At 62.0% G+C, this 26842-nt stretch carries 19 protein-coding genes; 9 read left to right on the plus strand and 10 right to left on the minus strand.

Annotation, left to right across the window (positions count from 1 at the left end; all coding sequences use genetic code 11):
* Together LB554_RS17670 and LB554_RS17675 are read right to left on the minus strand one after the other, a co-directional pair.
* The coding region (locus LB554_RS17670; protein WP_224585910.1) for a DUF4347 domain-containing protein at positions 1-1601 on the minus strand (1601 nt) is incomplete at its 3' end.
* A 92-nt stretch (positions 1602-1693) separates the two neighbouring features.
* Entirely contained in the window at positions 1694-2494 is an 801-nt protein-coding gene (locus LB554_RS17675; protein ID WP_224585911.1) for a DUF4347 domain-containing protein, read from the minus strand.
* 948 nt (positions 2495-3442) lie between these two features.
* Between LB554_RS17675 and LB554_RS17680 the strand changes: the two genes are divergently transcribed.
* Together LB554_RS17680 and LB554_RS17685 are read left to right on the plus strand one after the other, a co-directional pair.
* On the plus strand, positions 3443-5467 hold the full coding sequence (locus LB554_RS17680) for a tetratricopeptide repeat protein (protein WP_224585912.1): 2025 nt from the start codon (positions 3443-3445) through the stop codon (positions 5465-5467).
* Between the two features lie 70 nt (positions 5468-5537).
* Positions 5538-6473 carry a hypothetical protein gene (locus LB554_RS17685; RefSeq protein ID WP_224585913.1) on the plus strand — a complete coding sequence of 312 codons (936 nt, stop codon included), beginning with the start codon at positions 5538-5540 and terminating at the stop codon, positions 6471-6473.
* Between the two features lie 566 nt (positions 6474-7039).
* On the opposite strand, the gene LB554_RS17690 is transcribed toward LB554_RS17685, so the two are convergent.
* The 3 genes from LB554_RS17690 to LB554_RS17700 all read right to left on the minus strand — a co-directional run bounded on the left by LB554_RS17690 (position 7040) and on the right by LB554_RS17700 (position 11029).
* Positions 7040-8026 (minus strand): GNAT family N-acetyltransferase, encoded by a 987-nt coding sequence (locus tag LB554_RS17690; RefSeq protein WP_181171503.1) that lies wholly within the window; start codon positions 8024-8026, stop codon positions 7040-7042.
* 259 nt (positions 8027-8285) lie between these two features.
* Positions 8286-9830, minus strand: coding sequence for an oligosaccharide flippase family protein (locus tag LB554_RS17695; RefSeq protein ID WP_140793341.1), 1545 nt, complete (start codon positions 9828-9830; stop codon positions 8286-8288).
* A 59-nt stretch (positions 9831-9889) separates the two neighbouring features.
* Positions 9890-11029: a DegT/DnrJ/EryC1/StrS family aminotransferase gene (locus LB554_RS17700; RefSeq protein ID WP_140793339.1), complete on the minus strand. Its 1140-nt coding sequence runs from the start codon at positions 11027-11029 to the stop codon at positions 9890-9892.
* 1368 nt (positions 11030-12397) lie between these two features.
* On the opposite strand from LB554_RS17700, the gene LB554_RS17705 reads away from it, so the two are divergent.
* Positions 12398-13585 (plus strand): acyltransferase family protein, encoded by a 1188-nt coding sequence (locus LB554_RS17705; protein WP_140877024.1) that lies wholly within the window; start codon positions 12398-12400, stop codon positions 13583-13585.
* A 21-nt stretch (positions 13586-13606) separates the two neighbouring features.
* Positions 13607-14695 carry an acyltransferase family protein gene (locus LB554_RS17710; protein ID WP_224585914.1) on the plus strand — a complete coding sequence of 363 codons (1089 nt, stop codon included), beginning with the start codon at positions 13607-13609 and terminating at the stop codon, positions 14693-14695.
* Between the two features lie 5 nt (positions 14696-14700).
* Here LB554_RS17710 and LB554_RS17715 read toward each other — a convergent pair whose 3' ends face one another.
* The 4 genes from LB554_RS17715 to LB554_RS17730 form a co-directional block, all read right to left on the minus strand.
* Positions 14701-15672: a glycosyltransferase family 2 protein gene (locus tag LB554_RS17715; RefSeq protein WP_140793333.1), complete on the minus strand. Its 972-nt coding sequence runs from the start codon at positions 15670-15672 to the stop codon at positions 14701-14703.
* On the minus strand, positions 15673-16644 hold the full coding sequence (locus LB554_RS17720) for a glycosyltransferase family 2 protein (protein WP_224585916.1): 972 nt from the start codon (positions 16642-16644) through the stop codon (positions 15673-15675).
* Positions 16641-17276 carry a polysaccharide deacetylase family protein gene (locus tag LB554_RS17725; protein WP_224585917.1) on the minus strand — a complete coding sequence of 212 codons (636 nt, stop codon included), beginning with the start codon at positions 17274-17276 and terminating at the stop codon, positions 16641-16643. The genes LB554_RS17720 and LB554_RS17725 overlap by 4 nt, the downstream gene beginning before the upstream one ends.
* A gap of 577 nt (positions 17277-17853) precedes the next feature.
* On the minus strand, positions 17854-19425 hold the full coding sequence (locus tag LB554_RS17730) for a glycosyl transferase family 1 (RefSeq protein ID WP_224585920.1): 1572 nt from the start codon (positions 19423-19425) through the stop codon (positions 17854-17856).
* Between the two features lie 237 nt (positions 19426-19662).
* Between LB554_RS17730 and LB554_RS17735 the strand changes: the two genes are divergently transcribed.
* The 4 genes from LB554_RS17735 (at position 19663) to LB554_RS17750 (ending at position 23710) form a co-directional block, all read left to right on the plus strand.
* Entirely contained in the window at positions 19663-20148 is a 486-nt protein-coding gene (locus tag LB554_RS17735; RefSeq protein WP_140793327.1) for an acyltransferase, read from the plus strand.
* Positions 20149-20442: 294 nt separating this feature from the next.
* Positions 20443-21468, plus strand: coding sequence for a Gfo/Idh/MocA family protein (locus LB554_RS17740; protein ID WP_140793325.1), 1026 nt, complete (start codon positions 20443-20445; stop codon positions 21466-21468).
* Position 21469: 1 nt separating this feature from the next.
* Positions 21470-22573 (plus strand): DegT/DnrJ/EryC1/StrS family aminotransferase, encoded by a 1104-nt coding sequence (locus LB554_RS17745; protein ID WP_140877014.1) that lies wholly within the window; start codon positions 21470-21472, stop codon positions 22571-22573.
* A gap of 69 nt (positions 22574-22642) precedes the next feature.
* Positions 22643-23710, plus strand: a complete 1068-nt coding sequence (locus LB554_RS17750; protein ID WP_224585922.1) for an NAD-dependent epimerase/dehydratase family protein — start codon at positions 22643-22645, stop codon at positions 23708-23710.
* A gap of 977 nt (positions 23711-24687) precedes the next feature.
* Here the strand turns inward: LB554_RS17750 and LB554_RS17755 are convergent.
* Positions 24688-25083, minus strand: coding sequence for an ArsR/SmtB family transcription factor (locus LB554_RS17755; RefSeq protein ID WP_224585924.1), 396 nt, complete (start codon positions 25081-25083; stop codon positions 24688-24690).
* Between the two features lie 421 nt (positions 25084-25504).
* Between LB554_RS17755 and LB554_RS17760 the strand changes: the two genes are divergently transcribed.
* Complete coding sequence (locus LB554_RS17760) at positions 25505-26569, plus strand: TadE/TadG family type IV pilus assembly protein (RefSeq protein WP_140877008.1); 1065 nt, start codon at positions 25505-25507, stop codon at positions 26567-26569.
* Positions 26570-26842: the final 273 nt, after the last annotated feature.

Below are 26842 nucleotides of genomic sequence, written 5' to 3' on the forward strand. Positions count from 1 at the left end.
GCACCCGTGGCTCCGGTATCGCCGGTTGCACCCGTGGCTCCGGTATCGCCCGTTGCGCCAGTTGCTCCGTTGTCGCCGGTCGCGCCAGTCGCTCCAGTGTCGCCGGTCGCGCCAGTCGCTCCAGTGTCGCCGGTCGCGCCAGCCGCACCCGTTGAACCTGTGGCGCCGGTGTCCCCAGTCGCACCGGTGTCGCCCGTAGCGCCGGTGGCACCTGTTGAGCCAGGATCCCCGGTCGCACCCGTGGCTCCGGTATCGCCGGTTGCACCCGTGGCTCCGGTATCGCCCGTTGCGCCAGTTGCTCCGTTGTCGCCGGTCGCGCCAGTCCCACCGGTTGAACCGGTGTCGCCCGTTGCGCCAGTCGCTCCAGTGTCGCCGGTCGCGCCAGTCGCACCCGTTGAACCTGTGGCGCCGGTGTCCCCAGTCGCACCGGTGTCGCCCGTAGCGCCGGTGGCACCCGTAGCGCCGGTGGCACCCGTTGAGCCGGGATCCCCGGTCGCACCCGTGGCTCCGGTATCGCCGGTTGCACCCGAGGCTCCGGTATCACCCGTTGCACCCGTGGCTCCGGTTGCACCAGTATCACCGGTGACGCCAGCGGCGCCGGTCGCTCCAGTCGAACCCACCGGGCCGGTCGCACCAGTAGAACCCGTGGCTCCACTCGAACCTGTGGCGCCTGTGGCGCCAGTCGAACCTGTAGCGCCTGTCGAACCTGTAGCTCCAGTCGCACCGGTGGCGCCTGCGTTGCTGCTAGAAGAAACAGCTGTGAGCCTGAAGACACCATTTGAATTACTGGTGTCTGGGCTCGCAATCGTTCCCGCCCCTGAGGATGCAATTGTGAAGGTGCCCGCGGCTACAACGGTATAGCTCGAATTATTGTCATCGCTGTTGGTAGGAACCAGAGCTATAATATTATAATTTCCGCTTACCGGCACGTCTGCAATCATCTGAACAGAAGAAAAATTACTTGTTGATGTTCTAGAAGGTAACGTAAAACTGCCTACAATAACGTCAGATGAATTTGTTATATAATATTGCACAGGGAACACGCCTGACACCCCCATGGATGTGTCAAGCGAACCGGTAAGGGTGACCTCAAGACTTAGAATGGCGGCGAACCTTCTCACCCCCATTTCAGTTAAAGGCGGCATCACCCGTTCACCATCAGACACAAGGTCCCACGCTCCGTTCAGCGCCTCGGCGCCCACGAGCCCTGCCGCGGCCATGACCTCCGCGCCGGTCGCATCATGCAGCGCCTCGACAAACGTCTCGCCTGTCTGGCCCTTGCCCGTCTCGCAGCTCCACAGCCTGAAATCGCCGTCGATGCTCAGCGCCCTGCCGATCGCCGCGAAGTCATCCGCCGCATCCTCCAACATGTCGACTGACCAGTCGCCCGAGCTGAAATGCATTCGGCCTGGCGAGCCGTGGGCGACCACGTGCACGGCGACCAACCCGCTGCGCCCTTCCAGTGTCTCGGCAATCTGGCGCGCCACCTGTCGGTGGCCGTCCAGCATGATCGCTTCTACCTCCGGCCGCAGGTTGGTCAGGATTGTCCCCAGATCCGGCGCGGAGGGGTCGACAAAGAGAATTTCAGAAACGAGGGCCATGGCGAGGTCCTTTTGACTCGAAGTCAGCTCACGAGAACGACAAAGGCCGGCAGTGCCGGCACTGCGAAATGGGAGGTCTGGAGGATCAGCGATCATCTGCTAGACGGCCCAAGCGCTCCGGTTGGCTCCGCGGAGGCGCTCACGCTCAGGATGCTGGAACGCTGGAAGTCGCCGGCGGCGTCGAATGTGCCGATGGCTAGCGAGGCTGTTGCGTTCGGCACCTTGACCGCCATGGACACGGGCATTGCCTTCGGCATCGCACTGGGCAACATGACCTGACCGACGATGGCCTTCTGGTTCATGTCGACGATGTAGTAGGTGACCGACCCGGCCATATTGCCGACCGGCAAGGTACCGGTAACCATCACCTCGGCGATCAGAATTCCCGCATAGATTCCCATGCCCACCTCCGTTAGCGGCGGCTGCGCCTCGGCGCCCTCCGTCCGCACGTTCAGTTCCCAGAATCCGCCGAGCACATGCGCACCGACGTTGTGCGACGCTGCCGCGACCGGCCTGCCGGCCGCCCGAGACAGCGAAACGATGAAATCAGATCCCTCAGCGCCGGCGCCCGCCTGGCAGCTCCACAGCCCGAGAGCGCCGCCTTCGTCGAGCGAGCCGCCGATCGTGGCGAGGTCGCCCGCCTCATCTACCGGCGTCTGGGACGACCAGTCGCCAGCAGCAAAGGCGACCCGGCCAGGCGCGCCGTGCGCGATGATGTGGATCGCGCGCAGTTCCGAACGGTCTACCAGCGCCGCCGCCATCTGACGCGCCGCTGGCCTCCAGGCGTCGAGAACGATCGCCCCGATCTCCGGCCTCAGATGCCAGATGATTGCGCCGAGATCGGATACGTTGGGATCAACGAAGAGGATTTCGGAGACGCCGTGGAGGGCCACGCCGGGGTCTCGAACAGGAGGCGGTCCGGCCTTGATCGAGGCAGTGGCCTGTTGAGGCACCTGGCGCCCAAGCTCCAATGCAGTGGAAGAACTCTCTCCAGCGCCGGACCGCCGGTTGACCCGACGCTTGTCCGAGCCGCGGGTTTCATTGCCCTGACTCTCGTGAGATCCGATGCGATACAAAACGCCCCCCATCCCGGTGGCACTGCTTTGCCAGCGACAACTTGCGAGGGACCCGAACTACATGCGAGGAACATCAATTTCGGAAAGACGTCGCCCGGGTGAAGTCGGCACGACGCCATGGTGGCAAGCAAACACCCTGTGCCTCTGACGCACAAAGTGGCCTCCCTCCCGACATTCTCCTAGCTTTGCAGATCTCCACGACCCGGCCGCCCTTCGGCTAGTCAGTGGCCCACTCTCGTTACCTAAACGTCTAGTAAATTGGAAATAATCTGGTTGTAAATGGATCAATTTATAATGGTAACTGCGAGTGGTAGATTTAATTTGTTACGAAAGACAATTGGAATCCGTGACTTAGACACCTTACGTTGACACCACGGCAATCTCGTATACTCCAAAAGTTTGATGCCGACGATGGCTGGTATGAGCAAGCTCCTCCAAAAAGAGTATCCCTCTACGCCGGCGCAAACATTGGCTAACACGGCACGCGCCGGCATTTTCCAACGAGTCGATTGCGACCGAAGTAGAAGAGCAGGCGATGAAATGAGTGATCATGCAAGAAGTTGAGACACCCAAAGCTTGGCGGGGCATAGTCCGCATCCGATTGCGCCTGCGGCTAGCTAGATTCAACAGCTGCTAGTCCATGGCCAGCCGGGACAATCGAGGGTCCCTTATACAGCCGCAATGCAAATATGGCGGCCTCTGTGCGCAATTATCCAAGGAGCGGGCAGTCGGAAAATGACAAACGGCGGGCGAATTTGTCTGAACATGATCGTCAAGAATGAGATGGCTAATCTCGAGCGCTGTCTTGGCGCGGTTGCGGAGCACATCAATTGCTGGGTCATTGGCGATACCGGCTCGACCGATGGAACCCAGGATTTCATCCGCAACTTCTTCGCCGCACGCAATCTGCCGGGCGAACTGCATGAGTTTCCTTTCTACAATTTCGGGCAAGCGCGCAATGCAGCACTCGACCACGCCTATGCCTCGCCACTTGCGTACGACTATCTCCTGTTCGACGATGCGGACATGCAGCTTGTTGTTGAAAACAAGGCATTTCGCGAGCGGCTCGATGCACCGGGCTATCGGTTCCTGCAACGGGCAGATTCGGGCCTTACCTATTGGAACACGCGCTTGGTCAAGCGCGATGTCGGCGCGCGCTACCATGGCGTAACCCACGAATATATCGACATACCCGGTGGCGCGAAGGAGCTTCGGGGGGTTTGGTATAAAGATCACGCCACAGGCTCGAACCGGGTCGACAAGTTCGAGCGGGACATCAAACTCCTGCTGGGTGCCCTCGAAAAGGATCCAGAGAACCATCGCTCCTGGTTCTATTTGGCGCAATCCTACCGCGACGCCGGGCGTACAGCCGAGGCTGCGGTCGCCTATGCCAAGCGTGCCGCGATGGGTGGCTGGGATGAGGAGGCGTGGAACGCCAGGCTGCAGGAGGCTCGCTGCCTGAAGAAGATGGGCGACGATGCCGGCTTCGTCCGACAGGCACTCGCCGCGTTCAACCAGCGACCGCATCGCGCCGAGCCCCTTTACGACCTTGCCCGTTATTATCGCGAAAAGGGTATGAACGATGCCAGCGTGCTTTTCTGTGAGGCCGGGCTGGCAATCGCGCGGCCTGAACAGGATATCCTTTTCATAGAGGATTATGTCTATGCCACCGGCCTCCAGGAGGAATATTCGATCGTCGCGAATTACGCCCGCGATCCCGCTCGGAAGGATCGCGGCCGCGCGGCCTGCAACTGGCTTGCTCTGAACAGAGGGGCCGGCGACGGTCCCAGAGACCAGGCGTGGTCCAACACCTTCTTTTATGTGCAGCCCGCCCTGGCCCTGATGCCGTCCTTCAGTGCCCGTCCGCTGGGCTTCACGGCGCCGGACGGCTACCGGCCAACTAATCCGTCGGTGGCGAGAATAGGCAAGCAAATTGTGCTCGCCCAGCGGACCGTGAACTACACGATGACGGAAGATGAGCTGCAGTATGAAACAAACGGCGATGCAATCCGCACCCGGAATTTTCTGCTCCGATTGAGCGACGATTTGGACATTCAATCAGCAAGCGAGATTTTGCCGCCGGTCGACATGCCGGACCCTGTCTACAAAGGCGTACTTGGTTTCGAGGACCTGCGTCTGTTCGCGATAAATGGTGAACTCTGGGGCTCGGCGTGTGTGCGCGAGTTTTCGCAAGACGCGCTGTGCCAACAGGTTATAGCGCGGATCGAGGAAAGTGGTTCCTGCCACCTTACTGACTGGCGCATTCTACATCCGGCGGGGCAGCGGATTCATCAGAAAAACTGGATGCCGCAAGTGGTGGCCAATCCGTCGGATATAGGCGGAGACGAGCTTCGCTTTATGTACCTATGCGATCCAACCCGAACCATCGACGATCAGGCCCGCACTCTCAGCGAAACCTTGCCCCCGATTGCGGCGCAACGATTCAGAGGTGGCAGCCAGCTCATAGCGTTCGACGGAGGATGGCTGTGCCTGATCCACGAGGTGCAATGGAGGCAACCGGAAAATCGACGTTACTATCTTCACCGCTTCGTATGGTTCGACAAACAGAACTCTCTACAGAAAGTGACCCGCCCGTTTTTCTTCAACAAAAAGGGCATCGAATTCGCAGCCGGCCTGGCCTGGCATCCTGATGAAAGTCGTTTGTTGATTTCGTACGGCGTAACCGACAGAGAGGCCTGGCTGGCAACCGTCGATGAGGCGGAAGTACGATTTGTGCTGGAGGACGTAAATATGCTGCGGTCCGGCGTCACCGACTTGCCCCAGATCTGATCAAGTACCGCCAACGGTAGAAGCGACATGCCGGAAGGTGTCAAAGTGTCTCTGACGATCGGCGCCAAGGTTGGATGATGAACCCGGCAAAGGGCCAACTTTATTTACGCGGCGGCAATTGGTACTTGGCACCGTTGTGGCGGGATCAATCGCGGCGATGCCCAGGATCAACTCGGAGACCAGTCACGCCGCCATGCCGATAAACCCAAACGCCTCTTCTGCGACCCTTCTTAACGCTCCGATCGAGCTTGCCGGTGACTGGGGCCGCATGTTGGAGGGCGCGGCCACTCAGGTCATCAAACGTATGCGGCGCTCCTGCCTGACTGACGTCCGGCTTGTCTCCGATCGACAGCCAGCGCGCGTGCGCGTCGACTCGCATACCTCCGGCCAACCCGCGATCTGGCTGCACCCGGACGGAAGCAGCGTGGCATGGATCATCGTCGATATCGGCGAGCGAGACTGGTCGAAGCTCGCGTATCAGTTTGGCCATGAACTCGGCCATGTGTTTGCCAACAGTTGGCAAGCCGACGCCAAGCCCGCCGCACCCTGTCAATGGCTTGAGGAAGCCATGGTCGAAGCATTCTCATTGCGCGGCCTCGGACGTCTGGCGGAGGACTGGAGAAAACATCCCCCGTTCGTCGGCGATAACGCTTTCGGTGACGCCATCGCCCAATATTGCCAGAACATTGTTCGCGCCTACGCGACCCTTGCCGATGGTCAGGATCTCACCCGTGACGCCGCCGCTTGGTTCGCCGACAACCGGGGGGCGATCGAAATTCCCGGTCTTAATCCGTTCGCGCAGGCAATGAGCGTGACGATCCTCGCCGAATACGACCAGAACCCCGATTGCATAGAAGCGCTCGGCGCTCTCAACCGCTGGCGTGGCCGCAGCGGAATTCCCGTCGCTGAATATCTGCAGCGATGGAAAGAGAGCTGCGCGGAATTGCAAACCTCTCCGCATTTACCGCTCCGCTTAGGCGAGCTATTGGGGGTTGTTACGCCCTAGTAAATAGATGGAGCACAAACCGCCATCAGCCCGGTTGGCAATATGGCCTGCATGTCCGACCTTTCCTGTTTTTAATTCGGGTAGGCCAGGTGCCAATCACGCTTCGCCTTCTACTCCTTCGTTATTCGTTTGGATGAATTCTACTCATATAATCAATAGCATATATGTCGACGTCGCCGGCGCGCAAATTTGAGGATCCTGCCGGTCAAGGCCCGGCGCCATAACCCCCAACCCCGCAGGCGCCGGGCCGCGCGCACTCACATAAGGCAGTCTGCGCAAGCGGCCCGACAGCCTGTTGGGGTACAATTTGTCCGACCGTCGGGCCTGACCGGCTCCGTGGGTGGCGTTGCCGGCTGGACGCAACAATAATATTAGCATCTTCGAATTAATACCTCACAAAGCCGTTTTCCCCGGCTTTGTACCTCAGCGGCGAAGTGACTGCTCTCGCCCAGGCGATCACCGCGGTGGGTCGGCCGTCGTCCCCGGTCTTGCAGAGTTCGAGCCGGTTCGCTCGATTGGGTAAATGTCGCTGCGCTATCAAACAAAAAAGAATTCACCCAGCGAAGTCACAGGAGTCCGAGCCGATACAGCGCGCTAACCGCACGCGGGCGAAAGATGGCACCGTAACGACCGGCCACCGGCTCACCCCAACTCTGCTTGTAGTCTTGCCCGGAGCCGAGATCGAACTGGCGATGCCCAACGCGTGCGGCCCATTCGATCGAAGCCTCCATTATGCGGACACCGACCCAAAAGCGGTCGTATTCGGGATCGCGGACGATGCATTGGCCGAGCACGACGCCGTCCTGACACATCAGGACGACGCCGGCTGTGCGCCGATCACCATCGAGCAGGTGCAAGGTGTGGAACTGGATTGGGCTGCCGGCGGTCTGCCGCTTCATGAAGGCGCGCCAGAACCGCAGACGATCCTCGGCAGCGACCGTCTCCTCGGCATCGTTGCCTTCCCACATGCGGCCCCATTGAGCGCAGCACCATTCCAGGTCGGTCTCGTCGTCGATGCGAAGCCGCATGAATTCGTCGCAGCGCTGGCGGGCCCGGCGCACATTCTTGCGATGATTGCGGCTCCAGCGCGCCTCATAGTCGCCCCGCAGATTGACGCTGTAGTTGTCCGGGGACCAGTAGGATCGCGGATTTAGCTCCACGACGCTCTTGTCGAGCCCCGCCTCAACCCGCACCTCGACGCCCAAGGCGTGCAGCGCCCGAGCAAGGGCGGCGGGAGAGGACGCAGGCGCGATCACGCCGGAAAGCGATTGATAGGCGACGGGCTCCCAGTATCGGCGGCGGCGACGCAGGGAAATGAGCGCGGTCGGGTGGCCATTCTCCGTCGCCAGGGCGTGGCGCTTGCGGGCGCTCGTGGGTCGGGTGAGCTCGCGATAAAGGTCGCGGTCGCAGCCGGGAATGGCCGGCAAGAAGCCCAGGGCCTGGTCGAGGGTCGAGTTCCAGGCGTCGAACCAGGCGATATGAACGCCCCGCGTCGTGAAGCGGGTGACTATGCGGGCAGTGGCGATCACAGCGGGCGCGGCGACATGGGTCATCGCGCGCTTCAAGCCCGAGCCGGCGGGGTTCGCCCGGGCGGTATCTGTGGCGTCAGAGCGACTCATCCCCGATTTCCCTGTGCCGTCCTTGCTTGTCGGCCATCCAAGCAATTGTTGAAAGAGGGCGGCCCGTCCCCCGTTGGCGGCAGATTACACAGCTTGCACCCCGCCCGGACGGCCCGCAATATTGCGTCCTTATGTTTCAACCATTGCGCGCCAAAATGTAGCGGGCGCGACCTTGTTGACGTGGCCGGGCGGATCACGTTTCGCCGACCGCGGGGCCTGGCGCGGCCGCCCGTCCCTGTTCGGCTTCTTCGCCCAGGAAGCCCCGGATGAGGAGGAGGGGGACGTGTAGGTGCACAGGCACCAAGGCCTGGGTCTTATTCAGCAGGTAGGCCAGTTCGGCGGCGAAGGGATGACGGGTCAAACCCATCGCCAGGAACCAGAACATTGCGCCAAGCCCGCCGCCCAGAACCGCCTGCAAGACCGATATGTTCATGTCGAAGCCATTCAGCACGATGACGACGAGCGGGCCCAGCGCCGTGGCCAGTGTGGCGGTGGCGCTCGGCACCAGAGCCCACAGATATTCGCCAACGCTCAACTTCAGTCGCCGCATCAGGAACCAAAGGCCAGCGCCCACCTGGATCGGCGTGGTGGCGAAGATCGAGAGCGCCAGCGCGAAGGGGCCATGCTGGGCCGCCAGGATCATGATCAGGCTGGTCATCGGCAGGGAAATGATCCAGGCCTTGGCCGTGTCGCGGATCCCGCCGGCGGCGACCAAGGCCGGGAACATCAATGGGACGGGGAAGTAGAGCATCGTGGCCGCGGCCATCACCTGCACCAGCGGGATGGAGGTGTACCATTGCGGTCCCAGTATGGTGTGCACCAGGGGATGAGCGAAGAGGATGACCATCGCCAGGCCCGGCCAGTGGAACGCCGTCAGGCTGGCCGCGGCTCTGAGATAGGGCCCCTTGAGGGGATGACCCGTGCGCGCAAGGGCGGCGAACCCCGGCAGTGCCACCGCCGAGATCGCCGATATGACGAGACGGCTGGGCATTTCCGTGACCTGCTGGCCTCGGCTGTAGAGGCCGACATCCGTGGTGCCGCTGGCCCGACCCAGCATGAAGGTCGGAATGACCTCGCCGAGGCCGGTCAGGAGGCCGGTCGCGGTGTTGAATCCACCGAACGCCAGAATGTCGCGCCATTTGGTGAACTGGATGCGGAAGATGGACAGGTCCGGACGTATGAGAACGGCGAAGACGAAGGTGGAGAGCGGATAGCTCAGCGAGCCCCAGGCGAAGCTCATATAGCCGACACCCGTCATCACCAGAGCGGTGGTGGTGATGTTGCCGACCAGGGCCGAGCCGAGGTTTATGGCCGCGATACTCCAGAATTTCAGGTCGCGGCGAAGCAGAGCCACGATCGGCGAACCGATGCTGGAGAACAGATACCCAAAGGCCACGGTGCGGACAAAATTCTCCAGACGCGGTTCGTGCGCGAAGTCGGCGTAGAAGCCCGCCGTCACGACGAAGGCCGTTGTAAGGACGATGGCGACCACCAGCATCATGGTGAAGGAGGTGCGTATTTCCTCCTTGGAAAGCGTTTCGGCGTTGACGATGTAGTTGGTCACGCCGAAGTCACGAAGCCCCTCGGCGAGCGCGAGGATGCTGGCGCCAAGGAAGGCAGCGCCGATGTCGTTGGGGGTCAAAAGCCGCGACGAGACGTAGAGCGTCGCGAAATTGAGGATGAGGGTGGCGTACTTCTCGAAATAGACCGCGACCACCGCGCGCCGAACGTTTGCCATTTCTATCGCTCACCTTCGATGAGACTGGCCCGATGCAGGATCGCCACCATATCGCGCCCTTAAAACCGTGTGGCCTCGATCAGGGTCGAGGCGACCTTCTGTTGATCCTCGTCGGTCATCTGGGGGTAAAGCGGAAGGACGATGGCATGATCCTGGGCTGCCTCCGACTCCTGCAGAGACATGCGCAACGGTCGGGAGGCATAGACGTCCTCGCGGTGGGCACACATGATGCCGCGCCGTGTGGCGATACCGGCATCCAGCATAGCCTGCATGACGGTGTGCTGGTCGGCGGACTCCGGCAGACGGACGCAGAAGCTCTGCCAATTGGTTCGCACGTAGGAGGGTTCGCGCACCAGGCCCAGCCATTGCGCCTCGCCAAGCAATTCGGCGTAGCGAGCGGCCAGCGCGCGGCGGCGGACCACGATTCCGGGCAGGCGCTTAAGTTGCTCGCGGCCGACAGCGGCCTGGATGTCGGTCATGCGATAGTTGTAGCCGAGCACTGGGTGGCTCTCGAAGATCACCTGGGCCGAGCCGTGGCGGACTGTGTCGGGCACGCTCATTCCGTGCTGGCGCAACAGCTTGAATTTGGCGGCCCAGTCAGCGTGCTTCGTGGTCAACATACCGCCGTCGCCGGTGCTCATGATCTTGCGCGGGTGGAAGGAGAAGCACGCCACGTCGCCGTGCACTTTGCCGACCTTCTCCCACCGCCCGTTCCAGAAGATCTCGCTGCCGCTGGCGCAGGCCGCATCCTCGATCACGGGCAAGCCCTTGGACTTGGCGATATCGACGACCGCGGCCATGTCGCAGGGCAAGCCCATCTGGTGGACGATCAGAATCGCCCTAGTCTTGGCCGAAAGCGCTCGCTCGATCAGGGCCGGGTCGATGTTGTAAGTGGCCGGATCGATGTCGACGAAGACCGGGATCGCGCCGCAATAGGCAACGGAATTAGCCGTGGCGATGTAGGAGTGGCTAACCGTGACCACCTCATGGCCGGGCATCACCCCGGCGGCCAGCAGGGCCAGATGCAGCGCTGTGGTGCAGTTCGAGACGGCCGCGGCGTGCGGCGCGCCGGTGAAGGTGGCGAACTCCGTCTCGAAGGCCGCGACCTCCGGGCCCTGCGTGACCCAGCCGGACAGGATGACGCGGCGCGCCGCCTCGGCCTCGGCCCCATCCATCGTGGGCTTGATGATCGGAATCATGTGAGGACCTCAGCTGAAGGAAGTTGTATCTCGGCGTGAGAAGTTGCAGTCGTCGTATCACGATAAAGCCGGTCGCTCACCTTCTCCTATTGTGGGATACGGCAGGAACGGCCAACGAGCCGGGCGTAGTGGAATAAGTGACGTCGCCGTTCTAACTCGGCTGGCAGCTCCGCCTGAATCTGTCGTGCAGAGCGCAGGAACCGTAAGGAACGCGCCCTTCCTGACTACCAGGCCGAGCATGAGGACACTTAACTGCAGGGGGTCGACGGCACGACGCCCGCAGAGGGGTCTAAGCCGGGCCGATCACCTCAAGGCAGAGCTGTAGGAGACGAGGTCCCGGTGCCCTCTGGGAGTTTCGCAAAAACAAAGAGATAGAGCTTTTCGCCGTTGCGGTGAAACGCTCAACGCCCGCCGCCTCGCGCGACATTGGAGCTGGATCTGCGGAGTCCGGCACCATTGCGCTGGGGCAGGCAATATTGGACCCAACGCTTTGACGGGTGACCCCAAATGTGTAGGGCCTCCCGGTAGCTCAATGTATGGCCAGAGCACCGTCCCTTAGACGTATAGGTTAACGCTGACAGCGAGGGGTTCAGCAATATGACCTAGCCGTGAGTGGCTCCACAGGGATCTGGCATGAATACTGCTTGAACCAGCTTACTAGGCAATAATTGGGGATTTTCCAAATGCGGGTAAACACTCAGCCAAGCCGAAGAGCAGGCTTGTCAAAATGCATATTTTGCGAGCCAATCCATGTCAGGGATGTGCAGACCAACCAAAATGGAGACATTATAATCTCCATAACGGCCGATGATATTTACACGAAGAACTCAAAGCAGCGCTACGAGATAATATTGACCGACGAAGAAGTCGGCATTCTTAACGCTGCTACGCGGTGACTCGCCGTCTGCAGATAGGATCCACGGACGGGCCGACTGATACGCCGGAGCCGGCGGCGCTGCCAATGTGGCACAGGCCCCGCTGCTCCATTTTGGGACGGCGCGGCATCATCAATGAAGCCTAACTAGGCGCTGCCGCTATGACGTCAGCGGGCCTTCGTTGTGGCCTTGCCCCTTGCTGGGGCGCTAGTTCGGCAGACTCTAACGCGCGCTTTGGCCTCTGGACAACACGTGCCCGGCAGCGCCCGGCGCTAGAAGGGCTCGCCACGTCGGCCCGATCAGGGGCGGCCGCCTAAAGAAGATCATCAATCTAAAGTTGGCGCGATGGAGCCCTGGAAGGTAGCGCGTTCAAAGCCTACGCCTTCTAGTCGAATTGATGTGACGAACAGTTAGGCGTCTATAATCGCGAAAGTCCGACCGCCCCAGGCGTGGGCATGGCTGGGTTGCGGAGCATCGGCTCGAGTATTGATCTATGGCAACGATATATCAGGGTGCGATTTTCGCCGTTCAGCCGTCGCGGACCATGGTCCGGCCGGCGGAAGACCGTATCGCCGGCTTCGACGGCGTGCGCGCGATCGCGGTGCTGATGGTCTTCATCAGCCACAAGACGACGCTGCCCCATCACGATTCCTATGGCTCCGTCGGCGTCTGGCTCTTTCTTGTGCTCAGCGGCATGCTCATCTCCTCAATCCTGTCGGAGATGCGCGGAAAGGTCGAAGCCGGGACGCAGTCGAAATGGCGCTCGATGGGTGACTTCTATCTGCGCCGCAGCCTGCGCATTTTCCCGCTCTATTATGCCTGTCTGGGTGTTTTCGCGCTGGCTTCGCTGTTCACCTCATTCGTTGGATTCTCGCGCATGGAAGCGACGATCTACGCCCTCTACGGCACCAACATCTATATCGCGATGACGCCGACTGGGGACCACGGCCATTTCGGTCACCTCTGGTCGCTGTCGGCGGAAGAACAGTTCTATCTGCTCTTCGCGCCGATCCTGCTGTTCACCCCGCGCAAATACCTGCTTCGGATTTGCGTCGGATTCATGCTCGCCGGCGCGGCCATGCTGGCTTGGCTAGTGTCCGTGCGGACCCACCCGAACGCCATCCACGTCGATCCGCTGATCGCTTTCGGCATGCTCGGCGTCGGCGGCTTCGTCGCCTCCTTGAAAAACCTCAAGCCGCGCGCCTGGCTGGTGAGTGCGCAAGCCCAGGCGGCGGCTGGCCTGACCCTGATCGCGATCCCGCTGGTGTTCGGCTATTACCGAGACACATGGAACGTCTGGGGACCATTGACCTGCACGGTTGCCGGCCTGTTTCTGTTCCAGATCGCCCGCAACCAGCAGACTCCAGTCGTGGCTTTCCTCAACTTATGGCCTCTGCGCTCGCTCGGCCGGGTGAGCTATGCCTTCTACATCCTGCACCAGTTCGTCCATTTTTACGAAGTCCAAGCGGTGTTCCATAAGCTGCACATGAACATTGACGGGCCCCCTATCGTGCAACTGGCCGTGGAGCTGTTCATTACGGTCGCGCTGGCGACGCTCTCCTGGCATTTCTTCGAACGGCCGCTCCTACGGTTGGGGGCTAGATTGACCGCGCGGGAGGGCGCCGAGGCCAGCAGCGCAGCCGCCGCCTTGTCCCCGGGACGGCAAGCGGCCACGCGGTAGAGGCGGGCGGAGCTACGGCCAATGCGACTCGACAACGAACGCCGCATCAGGGGTTTCGATGGCCTGCGTGCGATCGCCTTCATCTTCGTGTTCATAAGTCACAAATTCCATCAAGGGACGTATGCATCCCTTGGCGGCGACGGGGTAATGCTCTTCTTCGCACTCAGCGGCCTCTTGATCACCCGTATCCTGGCTCGCACGCGGGTGGCGGTCGAGGCGGGCGAGACGACGAAGCTGGCAGGTCTTGGGCGCTTCTATCTTCGGCGTTCGGCCAGGATATTCCCCGTCTACTACGCGACGATCGGCTTCTTCCTGATCGCGTCGCTGTTCGTTCATTTCGACGGCTTCGAAGGCGGCGCGCGCCTGGCCATGCTGCTCTACGCCACAAACATCTATGTGTTGACGACCGGCCACTGGGTGGGCCACTTCAACCACTTCTGGACGCTGGCGATCGAAGAGCAATTTTATCTATTGTTTGCACCGTTGCTGCTGTTCACCCACAGCAAGGCCGCCGGACACATCTGCGTTGCATTCGTAGTTGTGGGTCTCTTCACTCAGGCGGGCCTCGAATGGGCCGGAGTGTCGGCGAAGGTCATCGGCCTGAATCCCATGACCGGCTTTGGTTATCTTGCTTCGGGCGGTCTGGCAGGACTGAACCTCGACCGGCGAGTGCCGGCATGGCTGGTTTCCACGCCGGCCCAGGCCATCGCCGCGCTCACCCTTCTCATCGTGCCCCTCACTATCCTTAAGGACGAGATCATCTGGCGCGTCTATGCGCCGGCAGTCGCAGCTACAGCCGCGCTTCTGGTCCTCCAGATAGCGGGGAACCAGGCCTCGCGTTTCGTCGCCCTTTTGGAGACCTGGCCCCTGCGCAACCTGGGACGCATCAGCTACGGTTGTTACGTTTTCCACGAGTTTATTCATTTCTACAACGTCGAGGCAGCGGCCCGGAAGTTCGGCGTCGTATTCCAAGCGCCGGATTGGATCTCGGCTCCCATCGAGCTTGTTTTGACCATAGGCCTGGCGACCTTTTCCTGGCAATTCTTTGAACGACCCATCATGGCCTGGGCCCATCGGCCGACGCAGAAAGCCGCGCCTGCCGCTGCCTGAGCCCCTCAGCTCGCCCAGCCGAGCACCCTTCGCAGCAGGCCAAGGTTGTGGTTCAGGCGAAGGTAATACTCGCGTTCCGGCCGGTCGCGGATCTGGAGCACGGCCAGTGGCGGGGTTGCGATCAGCATTTTGAGCGCGCGCGCGATTCTCTGGCTCCGCGTTTTCAAGCTCCTCAGTTCCACCTCGCCTTCCTTGCGGGCACGCTCGGTGAGCCATGCGCGCGTAAGACGGCCAGCATGGACCTTGTGGTCCACCACGAAGGCGTCCGAGTACCAGCAGCGATAGCCGGCCGCAATCAGGTCGGTCATCATCTGGGCCTCTTCCCCGCTGGCGAGGTTCGAGCCGACCCGACCCGTCGTGACGTCGAACCCGCCGAGCGCGTCCAGCGCGCTGCGGCGGAACAACATGTTGGCGCCGACGCCAATGGGATGATGGGTCGTGTCCACGAAGCCGTCCTCATCGACCACCGACAATAACAGGCGCGCCCGCGGCCCGAGGCTGCTCGGGGGCATTTCAAGGCTGCCGGCGTTGTCGGGCCAGTGTGGGATCACCCGCCCAGCCAGGATGGCGGTGTGGACGTCACAGCGGGCCGCGCAGGTGATCGCCGCCTCTACCCAGCCTGCGCGCGGCACAGCGTCGTCGTCCAGCAGCGCAATCCATTCGCCCCTACCGGCCTCGAAACCCGCGTTGCGGGCCAGGGCAACGCCGGGCTTGTCGAGCCGGATGAGGCTCAGTCCATCGCGTCCCCTCAGGTCCTCCAGCACCTCGGCATGCGCCGGCGCCGAGGCGCTGTCGATGACGATGACCTCCACCGGCTGGCCCACGCACTGCGGCAGCAGGGCATTGACGTTCTCCAGAACGTCGTGGCTGCGATTGTGCGTGGCGATGACGATGCTGATGACCGGGGCACCGGCGCTGATATTCGGCGCGTCGTTGGCGTCGCTAGTGCCAATTCGACGGTTAAATTCCATCCCCATTCAGTCCAACGCCGCGTCCTGGGCGGCCGGCGGGCGCGCACCCAGGCCGATCGACCAAAAGAATGCGGCGCGCAACGGCGTCGGCGTCACGAGCTGCCTTACCGCCCGGAACGGAAATACCAGCAGCGCATGACGCACCGCGAATCGCACGCCTTTGGCATCCCCCCTGGCCGCCCGCTCCACCGCTGCATCGGCGAAATAGGTGTAGAACCCCAAGAGCGTGGCGAAATAGGAATGCAGCCACTCTTTCGGCGAGCGCCACTTGCGCCACACCGGCATGGCATGCCGCATGAACACCTTGCGCGTATAGGGAATCCGGCTCAGGACCAAGGCATCATAAGATCCCGACGGACGCTGGCGGAACAAGACGCAAGGCACGGTCACATGCTCCATATGCCCTCCTCGGGCGAGGCGCAATTGCCAGTCCCAGTCCTGGTCGGCCAGCAGGGTCTCGTCAAAATAACCGTACAGGTCGCGTACCCCGACACGCGCCATCGTGGCGCCGATCTGCGGGAAATAGCCGTCGAGCATCATCTTCAGATGGTCGCCGTCGAGGCGGACGTCATAGGGAATTGGGGCGGCTATGGGCCGCAGATTAGGATCGGTCATCACGACCTGACCGAAGACCGCCTCGACTTCCGGCTGGCAGTCGAAGATTTGCAAGTGCGACCGTACATGTTGCTCGGTCCAGACGTCGTCATCGTCCAGAAAGGCTAGAAACTCGCCTGTGGCCGCCCGCATCGCCGCGTTACGCGCGGCCCCGGCGCCAGCAGTTGTCACGATGAGGTGCTGCGCGCCGTGGGCTTGCGTCACCTTGGCGGTGGCGTCGTGGTTGGAGCCGTTGTCGCCAACCAGAATCTCGAACGTCAGGTCGGGGCCTTCCAGCGCGCGGATGCTCGCCAGCGCCGGGTCCAGGAACTGCGGACGGTCGCGGGTCGGGACGACCACAGAAACGATGCGCACCTTATTCACCCCCACTCCTCCCACCGATCGAAGACGCCCGACAGGGCGGCCGAAAATACTCGGATGCTGTCGAAGCGCGTGATGAAGGTCCGCGCGATGGTGCCGGCCGAACGCGTCTCCTCGGCCTGCGCGTAGACCAGATCATAGCCAGCTGCCTTGGCCTCCCGCATAGCAACCGCCGTCCAGTTGGCCGACTGGCCAAGCGGGATTGCGAACGACGTCGTCGCAAAGCCGAGCCGAGCCTCAATCATAGCGCGCGAACGGTCCAATTCCTCGCGCGCGGCGGGGCCGTCCAGTTGCCCAAAATCGGGATGGGTCGCGGAGTGGCTGCCGATTTCGGCGCCGTCGGCGACGAGGCGCTCCAGATCGCGCCAGCCCAGAACCTCGTCGGTCGCCCAGGGCGAGCCACCTTCGCTCCAGTCGGTGACCACGAAAAGGCTCCATGGTACCGCGAAGTCTTTCAGGATCGGCGCAGCCACGGTCATCACGCTGCGGAGGCCGTCATCGAACGTGATGGCGAGGTCCATTGGGTCGCCCCCCGTCCGCGCGATCTCCGAGGCTGGCACGAACCGGTAGCCCCGCGCCGCAGCCCACTCCAACTGGCGACGGAACAGCTTCGGCGGCACATCGTTGTGGTCCATCAGCGGCTGGCCGACCGAGTGGTAGGCCAGGATCCGGCCTCCTGAACGGGGTACGCGTCGGCCTAGAATGGACAAACCTTGACGTTCGATGGCCATACGTGGCCCGACCACATGACGCCTTTCGACACCGAACGCGCGCACAGCGCGCTTCAGAACCTTCGGTGCTCGCCCAAGCATACCCACTTTCGCCCTCTTTCCTTTACCCGAGTCGAATAACAAGCCTGAGCCAGCTATGGCTTCTGACGAACCCGAGGCGCCTAAAGCCCCATCCCGTCGAACGGCACCCCTCTATCGGGAGAAAGAGCAAGGCTCTGACAGGCTGTCGAAACTGTTTTGGTCGAGGAGCGTATCAGATTCAAACCATGCACAGACCAGAGTCAAAAAGGGTATCTCCGCCACTTTTTGGGCAGCCTGCTAAATCAAAAGTGTAAATCACGATGGCTGCCGGAACTGGAAGCCCCCTTCGTGCGGGTCGCTCCTGAAGGCCGGTCAGTCTGCGTCCTGGCATCGCACACGCGGCCGCCGAAGTGCCGGCCGGCAAACTTTACAATTGAACCCAAAAATTAACTGCCGCTCCTTAGCCGGCCACCAACCGGGGCAGCCATTCAGGCAGCAGGTTTCGGATGGCGTCCCAGGGCCCGTCGAAGGTCCTGGTCCGCGCCAGGCGCCCCCATACCCGTAGCCGTTCGGGCAGCGACATCAGGCGCACAGAACGTTTCAGGATCGCCTCGACCGTGTCGAACTCGCCGAACACCCCATTGAGCAGGATGTCGGGATAACCGTCATAGAATTCCTCGTCCGCGGGCGCGCGCTGCCCACGAAGCGGCGTGACTGGCGGGATCGCCAGGGCCTTGGCGTAGAGCGCCTCCAGGCTTGCGAGCCAATTGGGCGCGGTGTGCAGCCGCTTGACGTTGGACGCCGTCTCATCGCCCCGCTGACGCAGGGCCTCTGGGGCAGCGAGCCAGTCCGCCAGGATGCGGTTGTAGTCCGCCATGGAGGTGGCAAAGCCAATGGTTGGCGCCAGCCCGGGCATATCGGTGCTCATGACGTTCGCATCCGACGGATAGGGAAACAGCGTCACGCAGGGCGCGCCCAGCCCGCCGGCTTCCAGCATCGAGGTAATCGAAACAAAGGGGTACGAGTCAAGGTAGATGTCCGCCGCCTCGAAGGCGAGCGACGGATCGGGCGTCTCCGGCCGTCCCATGATCCGCCCGCCAGTCGCCGCTATGGCCTGTTGCCAGTCGACCGGCTCCCCCGGCCCTACGACCAACAATCGCGCATCGGGACGAGCCAGGAGCGCCTCGACATGCATATCGGCGAACGAGACCCCGCCCATCGTGCGGTATTTCACGCCTCGCGCCACGGACACCAGGAGCGGTCCGCCGGCCGGAATGCCGAGCCTCTGCCGCGCCTCGGCCCGGCTGTACTTGCGTACCGGCAAATCGATCTGGATCGGCAGGATGGCGTGACGCTCCGCTGGGATCGCACGCCGTTCCACCACCAGCCGCTCGCCCGACACCCGCGAACTGGCGATCAGGTCGCACACCGATAGCCCGACCCAGAACGCGTGGTCGGCGTGGTTGATCAGGACCACGGGCGGTCGGTTGCGCTCGTCAGCAAAGGCTATGCCCGGCGTCGGGTCCTCGTTGCTGACGTGCAGGACGACGAGGTCGAAATCGAGCGACAACTTGCGGAGCGCACGGGCCCATTCCACCGGTCCGCCGCGCGTCGCGCCGATCATATGGATGTGTCCGCCACGAGCCTCCACGGCCTCGCGCACCGACGGCGGCGGCTCGCCGGGATGGCGCAACAGGGCCAACGAGTGATGACGTGCCTCATCGGCGGCGATCCAGCGGCGCATCATCCGCGTGAGGCCGCCGACCTCGTTCAGAGTGGTGGCCACATGCAGCACGCGGCCGATCTGCGTCCGCGCCGGTCGCGCAGCTTCGGCCTTTGCGGAGAGCGTCCGTCGCGCGATCTCGATCAGTATTTGCTCAAGCGGCTCTGACCGATAGAAGCCGCAGTGCCGCTTCCGTGCAAGCGTGACGGCCGCCTCTACATAGGCCGCCGCGGAGTTGAGGTCATCAGCCTCCAGGCAGCGCTCAGCCTCACTGCGAAGGCTTTGGAACTCTGCGTAGTTGTGACGCATACGCGCCACCTCTGGCTCGCAGGGCACGCTTTCAGATCGCATCGTTTCCGGCATCCTTCCCCCAAGGTCGCAGCCTGCCTTAAAACTTGTTATACCGAGTGGCCAAGGCTTGCCAAGCGACAAGGCAGGTTACATAGAAATGGTCACCGACGCTGCCGATCCGATCTTTGAGCGCGCGCCAAGGCTCGCATCCGATTTGCAGGAGATGGCGCGACAGACAGCTCCAGAGGGGAAGCGATGCCGATTTCCGACAGTGTGGTTCTGCGTGGCGAGGTCGTCGTCCATCACCCCAATCTGGTGAACCTCTACGGCTGCGAGGTCGGTAACGGCTCGCGCATCGGCGCCTTCGTCGAGATTCAGAAAAATTCCTGTATCGGCGAGCGCTGCAAGATCTCCTCGCACACATTCATCTGCGAGGGCGTGACCATCGAGGACGAGGTCTTCATCGGTCATGGGGTGATGTTCACCAACGATCGCCTTCCCCGAGCCACCAACCTGGACGGGAGCGCCCAGAGTGATGCCGACTGGAAGGTCGAGCCGACCCTGGTCAAGAAGGGCGCCTCCATCGGCTCCAACGCCACTATCACCCCGGGCGTGACCATCGGAGAGCGGGCACTGATCGGCGCCGGCGCCGTCGTCACCCGTGATATCCCCGCCTTCGCCATTGCCGCCGGCGTTCCAGCCCGCGTGGTCGGAGACGTAAGGACCGCAAAGCCTGGCTGACTCCCCTGCGGCAGGGTTTCTATACACCGAATTGCGATCTTTGGTGGATTTAGAGAGATCGTTTGAGGTACTTCCAGGGCCCGCCCTCGCCTGGCTGGATGATGCTGGTTAGGTCTTGATGACCCAACGGCCATAGTGACCGCACGGCTTTGCCGCTTCAAACTACGAGTTGAAGAGGTCGAGATGGCACGACATTGGACGATCAATTGGCGACTTCCTTTCTCAACCGACGACAGGCTTCAACGGGCCTCCAAGACTCCGGCGGGCCGGGGGTGGAGTGAAGGGTAGGTCAAAATGATCAATATCGGCATCATCGGTTACGGCTACTGGGGGCCGAACCTCCTGCGCAACTTCATGGAGTTTCCCGATGCCCGGGTCCGCATAGTCGCCGACCTGGATCCCAAGAAGCGCGAGTTGGTGGAGCGTCGCTATCCGGGTGTCCAGACCACCAGGGACGTCCAGGCGCTATTCCGCGATCCCGAGATCGACGCCATCGCCGTGGCGACGCCGGTCAATAGCCACTTCGAACTGGGCATGTCGGCGCTGAAGGCCGGCAAGCATCTCTGGCTCGAGAAGCCGATGACCGAAACCTCGCTACAGGCCAGGATGCTGGTCAATGAGGCCGACAAGCGCGGATTGACCCTGATCGTCGACCACACCTTCATTTATACCGGTGCAGTCCGGAAGATGCGCGAGATCGTCGCCGCCGGCGACCTCGGCCAGATTTATTATTACGACGCGACCCGGGTGAACCTGGGCCTCTTCCAGAAGGACGTGAACGTCATCTCCGACCTGGCGGTCCACGATTTCGCGATCATCGACCGTCTGTTCGAAGAGCATCCGACCGCGGTTTCGGCCAGCGGCATCAACCATTTCCCCGGCACGCCGGAAAATCTGGCCTATATCTCGCTGTTTTACGACTCCGGCATGATGGCGCACATTAATGTGAGTTGGCTGGCTCCGGTGAAGGTGCGCAACATCCTGGTGGGCGGCTCCAACAAGATGATCACCTATGACGATCTGGAGCCGTCCGAGAAGGTCAAGGTCTACGACAAGGGCGTGTCCTTCACCGACGACCCGGCCAAGATCCACGAGATGCGCGTGGGCTACCGGACGGGCGACATGTGGGCGCCCAAGCTCGACTCCACGGAGGCCCTGCGCATCGCTGGCCAGGAGTGGATCGACTGCATTATCGAAAAGAAGGTTCCGACCGCTGATGGCCGGCTTGGCCTGCGCGTGGTGGAAATCATCGAAGCCGCCACCAGTTCCATGCGCGGGCGTGGCGAAACCGTTCACCTGCGACGCAAAGACGCCGCCTGATATGATCCCGTTCGTCGATCTCACTACCCAGTATGTCTCGATCAAGTCCGAGGTAGATGCCGCCATTCAGCGCACCCTGGAGACCTCTCAGTTCATCCTGGGCGCCGATGTCGCTGAATTCGAAAAGGAATTCGCCGCCTATTCGCAAGCGGCCTTCGGCGCCGGCGTCAACACCGGCACCAGCGCCCTGCACCTGGGCCTGCTGGCCGCCGGGATTGGGCCCGGCGACGAGGTGATCACCTCCCCCTTCACCTTCGTGGCGACAGTGGCGGCCATTTACTACACAGGCGCGACCCCCGTGCTCGTCGATATCGATCCTGCAACCTACACCATCGACCCGGCTCAGATCGAGGCCGCGGTCACGCCGGCCACCAAGGCGATTATCCCGGTCCACCTCTACGGCCAGCCGGCCGACATGGACCCGATCATGGCCATCGCCCGGAAGCACGGCCTGATGGTGCTGGAAGACGCCTGCCAGGCTCACGGCGCGGAATACAAAGGCAAGCGCGTCGGCGCCATCGGCGACATGGCGGCTTTCAGCTTCTATCCCGGCAAGAACCTTGGCGCCTATGGCGAAGGCGGTATGCTGACGACCGACAACGCCGACCACAACCGCGCCGTACGCATGCTGCGCGACTGGGGCGCCGAGCGGAAGTACCACCACGAAGTCAAGGGCTACAACTACCGACTGGAAGGCCTTCAGGGCTCTATCCTGCGCGTGAAGCTCAAGTACCTGGACCGGTGGACCGAGCAGCGCCGCGCCACTGCCGCCCGCTATGACGCCATGTTCGCCGGCACCGGGCTGCCGACCCCCTTCGTGCGCGATGATGTGCGCCACGTCTACCACATCTACGCCATCCGCACGCCCGACCGCGCCGGCTGGCAGGAGGCGCTGAACGCCCAGGGGATCCAGTCAGGCATCCACTATCCCATTCCGGTGCACCTGCTGCCCGCCTACGCCGACCTCGGCTACAAGCAGAGCCAGTTCCCGCACTCCGAAAAGGCCGCCGCCGAGGTTCTGTCCCTACCGATGTTTCCGGAATTCACGGAGCAGCAGCAGGACGTGGTGGTGGCCGCGGTCAAGGAATTGCAAGCAAGCGTTTGACGAGCGGGTCCCCGCTCAGCCGGAAACAGGCCTACCAAGGCGCTTCCAAACCGATGACAGGGAAATACGATGAAACTTGAAGGCTCTCGCATCCTGGTGACCGGCGGCTGCGGTCTGATCGGCTCGACCACCATCGACCTGCTACTGAAGGAGCACGCGCCGGAAAAGATCGTGATCCTCGACAACCTGGTCCGTGGCAGCCTGCAAAACGTCCAGGACGCCCTGCAAGACCCGCGCGTCGAACTCGTCGAAGGTGACATTCGCGACGTGGCGGCTGTCCACAAGGCCACTGACGGGATGGACGCCGTCATCCACATGGCAACCTTGAGGGTCATCGCCTGCGCCGCCGAGCCTCGCGAAGCCCTCGGCGTCATGTGCGATGGCAGCTACAACGTCATTGAGGCCGCCCAGGCCAAAGGCGTGAAAAAGATCTGCGCGGCCTCCTCGGCCTCGGTCTACGGCCTGGCCGACCTCTTCCCGACCGATGAGAGCCACCATCCCTACAACAACCGCACCTGGTACGGCGCCAGCAAGATCATGCTGGAAGGCCTGTTGCGCTCGTTCAACGACATGTACGGCCTGCCCTACGTGGCCTTGCGCTATTTCAACGTGTACGGCCCGCGCATGGACCTGCACGGTAAGTATACCGAGGTTCTGATCCGCTGGATGGACCGCATCGACGCCGGCCAGCCGCCGCTGATCCTCGGCGACGGGTCCACCACCATGGACTTCGTCTATATCGAGGACATCGCCCGAGCCAACATCCTTTCCCTGCTGTCGGACGTGGAGGACGACGTGTTCAACATCGCCACCGGCGTGGAGACTAGCCTGAACGACCTGGCCGCCTCGCTCCTGCGCGTGATGGGCTCCAAACTCCAGCCGGAGTACGGGCCCGAGCGCAAGGTGAACCCCGTCTCGCGGCGCCTGGCCGACACGTCGAAGGCAGAGAAGATGCTGGGCTTCAAGGCGACCATTGACCTGGACCAGGGCCTCACCCGCCTGGTCGAATGGTGGCGCGCCAATCGCGAGCAGGTGACTGACGGCCCACTCGGGCGGCGAAGCTCTCCTGATAGGCTTCGCACGCCGCCTGCGCGCGACGCTGAGTTTTCCCTGATAGGGATTGCGCGGGCCAGATAGCGCCACAAGCTTGCCGCTGCGGCTAGCGCCATGCGCTTCACCTGGGTGCGATCGGACCAGCACACAATCTTGGCAAGCGGACCAGCGTCAAGGAAGTCACTGCAGAAGTGACGTGCCGCAGCTCGTGGTGTTGGGTCCCTCGGCGTAACTGGAATGGCGGCGGCTCTGCCTTCCTGATTACCGCCGACTGGCCCGACATCTGGCGCGTACTTCGGGGCGGCTGATCACGCGCCACATTAAGGATCAGCCGTTGCCTCCGACCGTGATGCCAATTGTTTTCACATTGCACGCGGCCACTGATAGCGACCATCGTCTGAAACAACGTGTCGAGTGCGTTCGTCCACTGGGCTCTGCTTTGCAGATTTGCAGCGCCTGCAAATCGGCTGGCGCTCCGAGAGCCAGGTACAAAATTTTGAAGCAATTCTGGATCGCAAACTCCCCGGGGGCACGGCGACCAGGGGGGCAGCTACCCGCCTCTCGTTCATGTGATCGGTGGGGAAGACGACACTGGTCGACAAGCCGACGTAGGCTGCCTGGAGCGTATCAGTTCAGCCAAGGACCATTCCAGCGAATACCACAGTGAGAAGCAGTGACACTGGCACGGCTAGAAGGCAGCACATCTCGATGGTTCTGGTATCTTGCTGCTTGTCCATCTTCGCCGTCTCGCATTGTTCGCTGTCATTTTGACGCTAGCGGGTCGCCGATGGAAGCCGGTCCGAGCGAGGCCGCTCGAGAAGCAGCCGGGGTGCTGTATATTAGCAACACCTTGGCCGATCCCAGGCAGCCGCCATCTCCGGCATTGCCTCCAACGATCACGGCACGGCCTCGAACAGCGCCGCCGAGAAAACAGGGTGCGAGCATTCAGAAAGGCAGGCCAACGCCAACACGATGTCGCATGAGGCAAGTTCCGGCATCACGCCCCCTTGGATCTGCGTCGGCCACGAGTATGCGATTGTTCAGGCCGGCCAGTCTGCGGCTTACCCGAGGCGCCAGGAAGACGACTTCTTTCCCGATCCTTTTCCCACCGGGAGTTTGTCATTGTCGGCGAGGTTGCTGAGGAAGCCGACGAGCATCTTCGCCTGCTCGGACGTGCAGCAATATAACCGCCGTTGGGCTTCGGTTCGCGATTTGACAATTCCGAGTTTGGCCATATCGATCAAATGCTGTGAAAGGGCGGACTGTGTCCCACCGACCAAAGAGACCAGCTCCGACACCGATCTCTCACCATCCATCAGATGAACAAGGATCAGCAACCGCTTGCTGAAACCCAGGACCGCGAGTAGCCGCGAGGCAGCGGAGAGCTGCCTTAGCGAAGGCCGGCCCTTAGCTCGCGGGCGCCTGCGAAGGTTGGAATCATCTTTGATTTCAGCCATACGCTGTCTCACGTAGGTACTCAAATCCACCTCGCCGCGGCTAAACACACTAAAGCCCGCCACTGAGGGAACGGTGGCGGGCCTTGTTTGAAAACTGTCCGAACAACTCTCGGGCGCCTCTGTCGGGGGCGTGGAGTAGTGAACTTGGGCCGACAGGATCGGTTCCCGGCCGGAAGCAAAAAATCCCGCCGGCGGAACCCAGCGGGCGGTGGTAACGGCAGATCTTTCGATTAGCCGGTCGGGCCTGTGACCGTGATCGACGAAGAAGTTCCGGCCCTAACAGCGGACAGTGAGATCGGCAAAAGAACTGAAAAAACCGGCCCGCGGGGAAGGAATACATAAACTTTGATGGGTCACATTAGAGCTTGGTTCGCCGGCTCGTGGTAATTGCACGCTCGCTAACGTCTGTCGGGGGTTTGGAATGTTCAGGATTTTGCGCGGCTTTGCCCGCTCCAGCAGCGGGTCGATGATGCCGCTCTTCCTGGTGAGCCTGATGCCCCTGATCGCCGTGATCGGCTTCTCGGTCGATTATACCGGCGCCGTCCAGACCAAATCCAACCAGCAGCAGGCGCTGGATGCCGCGATCCTGACGATCACCACCATGGACACCACGTCGACGCTGGCGCAGCGCCAGACGCTGCTCCAGGATTCCTTTACCGCCAATGGCGGGCAGGGCACCGCGACGCTGACCAACTTCGCGGCTGGCAACACCACCACCGCCACCACGGCGCAGGCCACGGCAAGTTTCGCCATGCCGACCGTTTTCATGTCGATTGCCAGGATCAACACCGTACCGATCGCCGTCGGCGCGGCGGTCAGCAAGCCGCCGGCGCTGGTTGCGGCTACCTTCAAGGTCTCCGGGGTTTCGGGTTACTGGAACAAGACAATGACGCTTTACGGCACGCAATTCGGCGCGACGGTGGCCAAGCCGCTGATGACGATCGATTATACCTATGGGAACACCAAGGATCCCAAGGGCTATGGCACGACCAATGTCAACGTCCTCACCACCGATTCAGCCGGCAAGACCGTCACCACGCTGGTCCAGAAGCAGGTCTGCACCGTAGGCAACAATCCGCCAAGCGGCGTGACCCTCAAGACCGATGCGAGCGGCACGAAATACTACTGCGTCGATACGATGTATCCGGCCAACAGCGCCGGCGCGGCGATCGACGTCAGCGCGATGGGCGGCCTCTATTTGCAGATGGACGTACCGTCGGGCAACCCGAAAAAGCTGATCTCAAACGATCCAACGACGTCCAACCGGCTCTATAGCGGTTTGAGCGCGACCACCCTGACCGAAACGGCCACCGGTCAGCCTGTCGATATCTTCAGCGTCGTGCCTTGTGGCGCGACAGCCTATCAGGCCTGGGAAGACGGCGGCAACTCGGTCCCGGCCCCAGTCAGCAATGCCGACTTCTTCTACAACGTGACCGGCAAATGCGACTTCAACAAGCGGCCCTCGCAGACGGCACTGACGCAGTGACGTGGACGATCCACCACAAGGGGGAGATTGGATGTGGTGCGGTGGCCTCAGTGTCTCGCCTGCGGCGGCTGCAACGTACCAAATGGGCGCCCGACAAGGCTACCGGAGCAAACCTTGAGTCTGTTGAATGTACGGTTAGGTTGGTCGGAAGAGGCGCGACAGCGTAGGGTATACTCCTACGTGGTCCTCGAACTCCCCTTCTCGGCGTAACTTTTGAGCCAAGGTCAGCCATTTTTTACAACGTCGTGCTGGGCTTAAAACCTGATGTGACGC

Source organism: Mesorhizobium sp. CO1-1-11, from assembly GCF_020164995.1.
GTDB classification, from domain to species: Bacteria; Pseudomonadota; Alphaproteobacteria; order Rhizobiales; family Rhizobiaceae; genus Mesorhizobium; species Mesorhizobium australicum.

Excerpts from the sequence above, each read along its gene's own strand:
- LB554_RS17680 (WP_224585912.1), top strand. The coding sequence starts at position 3,443 with ATGATCGTCAAGAATGAGATGGCTAATCTCGAGCGCTGTCTTGGCGCG.
- LB554_RS17690 (WP_181171503.1), bottom strand. The coding sequence starts at position 8,026 with ATGACCCATGTCGCCGCGCCCGCTGTGATCGCCACTGCCCGCATAGTC.
- LB554_RS17695 (WP_140793341.1), bottom strand. The coding sequence starts at position 9,830 with ATGGCAAACGTTCGGCGCGCGGTGGTCGCGGTCTATTTCGAGAAGTAC.
- LB554_RS17700 (WP_140793339.1), bottom strand. The coding sequence starts at position 11,029 with ATGATTCCGATCATCAAGCCCACGATGGATGGGGCCGAGGCCGAGGCG.
- LB554_RS17705 (WP_140877024.1), top strand. The coding sequence starts at position 12,398 with ATGGCAACGATATATCAGGGTGCGATTTTCGCCGTTCAGCCGTCGCGG.
- LB554_RS17710 (WP_224585914.1), top strand. The coding sequence starts at position 13,607 with ATGCGACTCGACAACGAACGCCGCATCAGGGGTTTCGATGGCCTGCGT.
- LB554_RS17715 (WP_140793333.1), bottom strand. The coding sequence starts at position 15,672 with ATGGGGATGGAATTTAACCGTCGAATTGGCACTAGCGACGCCAACGAC.
- LB554_RS17725 (WP_224585917.1), bottom strand. The coding sequence starts at position 17,276 with ATGGACCACAACGATGTGCCGCCGAAGCTGTTCCGTCGCCAGTTGGAG.
- LB554_RS17730 (WP_224585920.1), bottom strand. The coding sequence starts at position 19,425 with ATGCGTCACAACTACGCAGAGTTCCAAAGCCTTCGCAGTGAGGCTGAG.
- LB554_RS17735 (WP_140793327.1), top strand. The coding sequence starts at position 19,663 with ATGCCGATTTCCGACAGTGTGGTTCTGCGTGGCGAGGTCGTCGTCCAT.
- LB554_RS17740 (WP_140793325.1), top strand. The coding sequence starts at position 20,443 with ATGATCAATATCGGCATCATCGGTTACGGCTACTGGGGGCCGAACCTC.
- LB554_RS17745 (WP_140877014.1), top strand. The coding sequence starts at position 21,470 with ATGATCCCGTTCGTCGATCTCACTACCCAGTATGTCTCGATCAAGTCC.
- LB554_RS17750 (WP_224585922.1), top strand. The coding sequence starts at position 22,643 with ATGAAACTTGAAGGCTCTCGCATCCTGGTGACCGGCGGCTGCGGTCTG.
- LB554_RS17755 (WP_224585924.1), bottom strand. The coding sequence starts at position 25,083 with ATGGCTGAAATCAAAGATGATTCCAACCTTCGCAGGCGCCCGCGAGCT.
- LB554_RS17760 (WP_140877008.1), top strand. The coding sequence starts at position 25,505 with ATGTTCAGGATTTTGCGCGGCTTTGCCCGCTCCAGCAGCGGGTCGATG.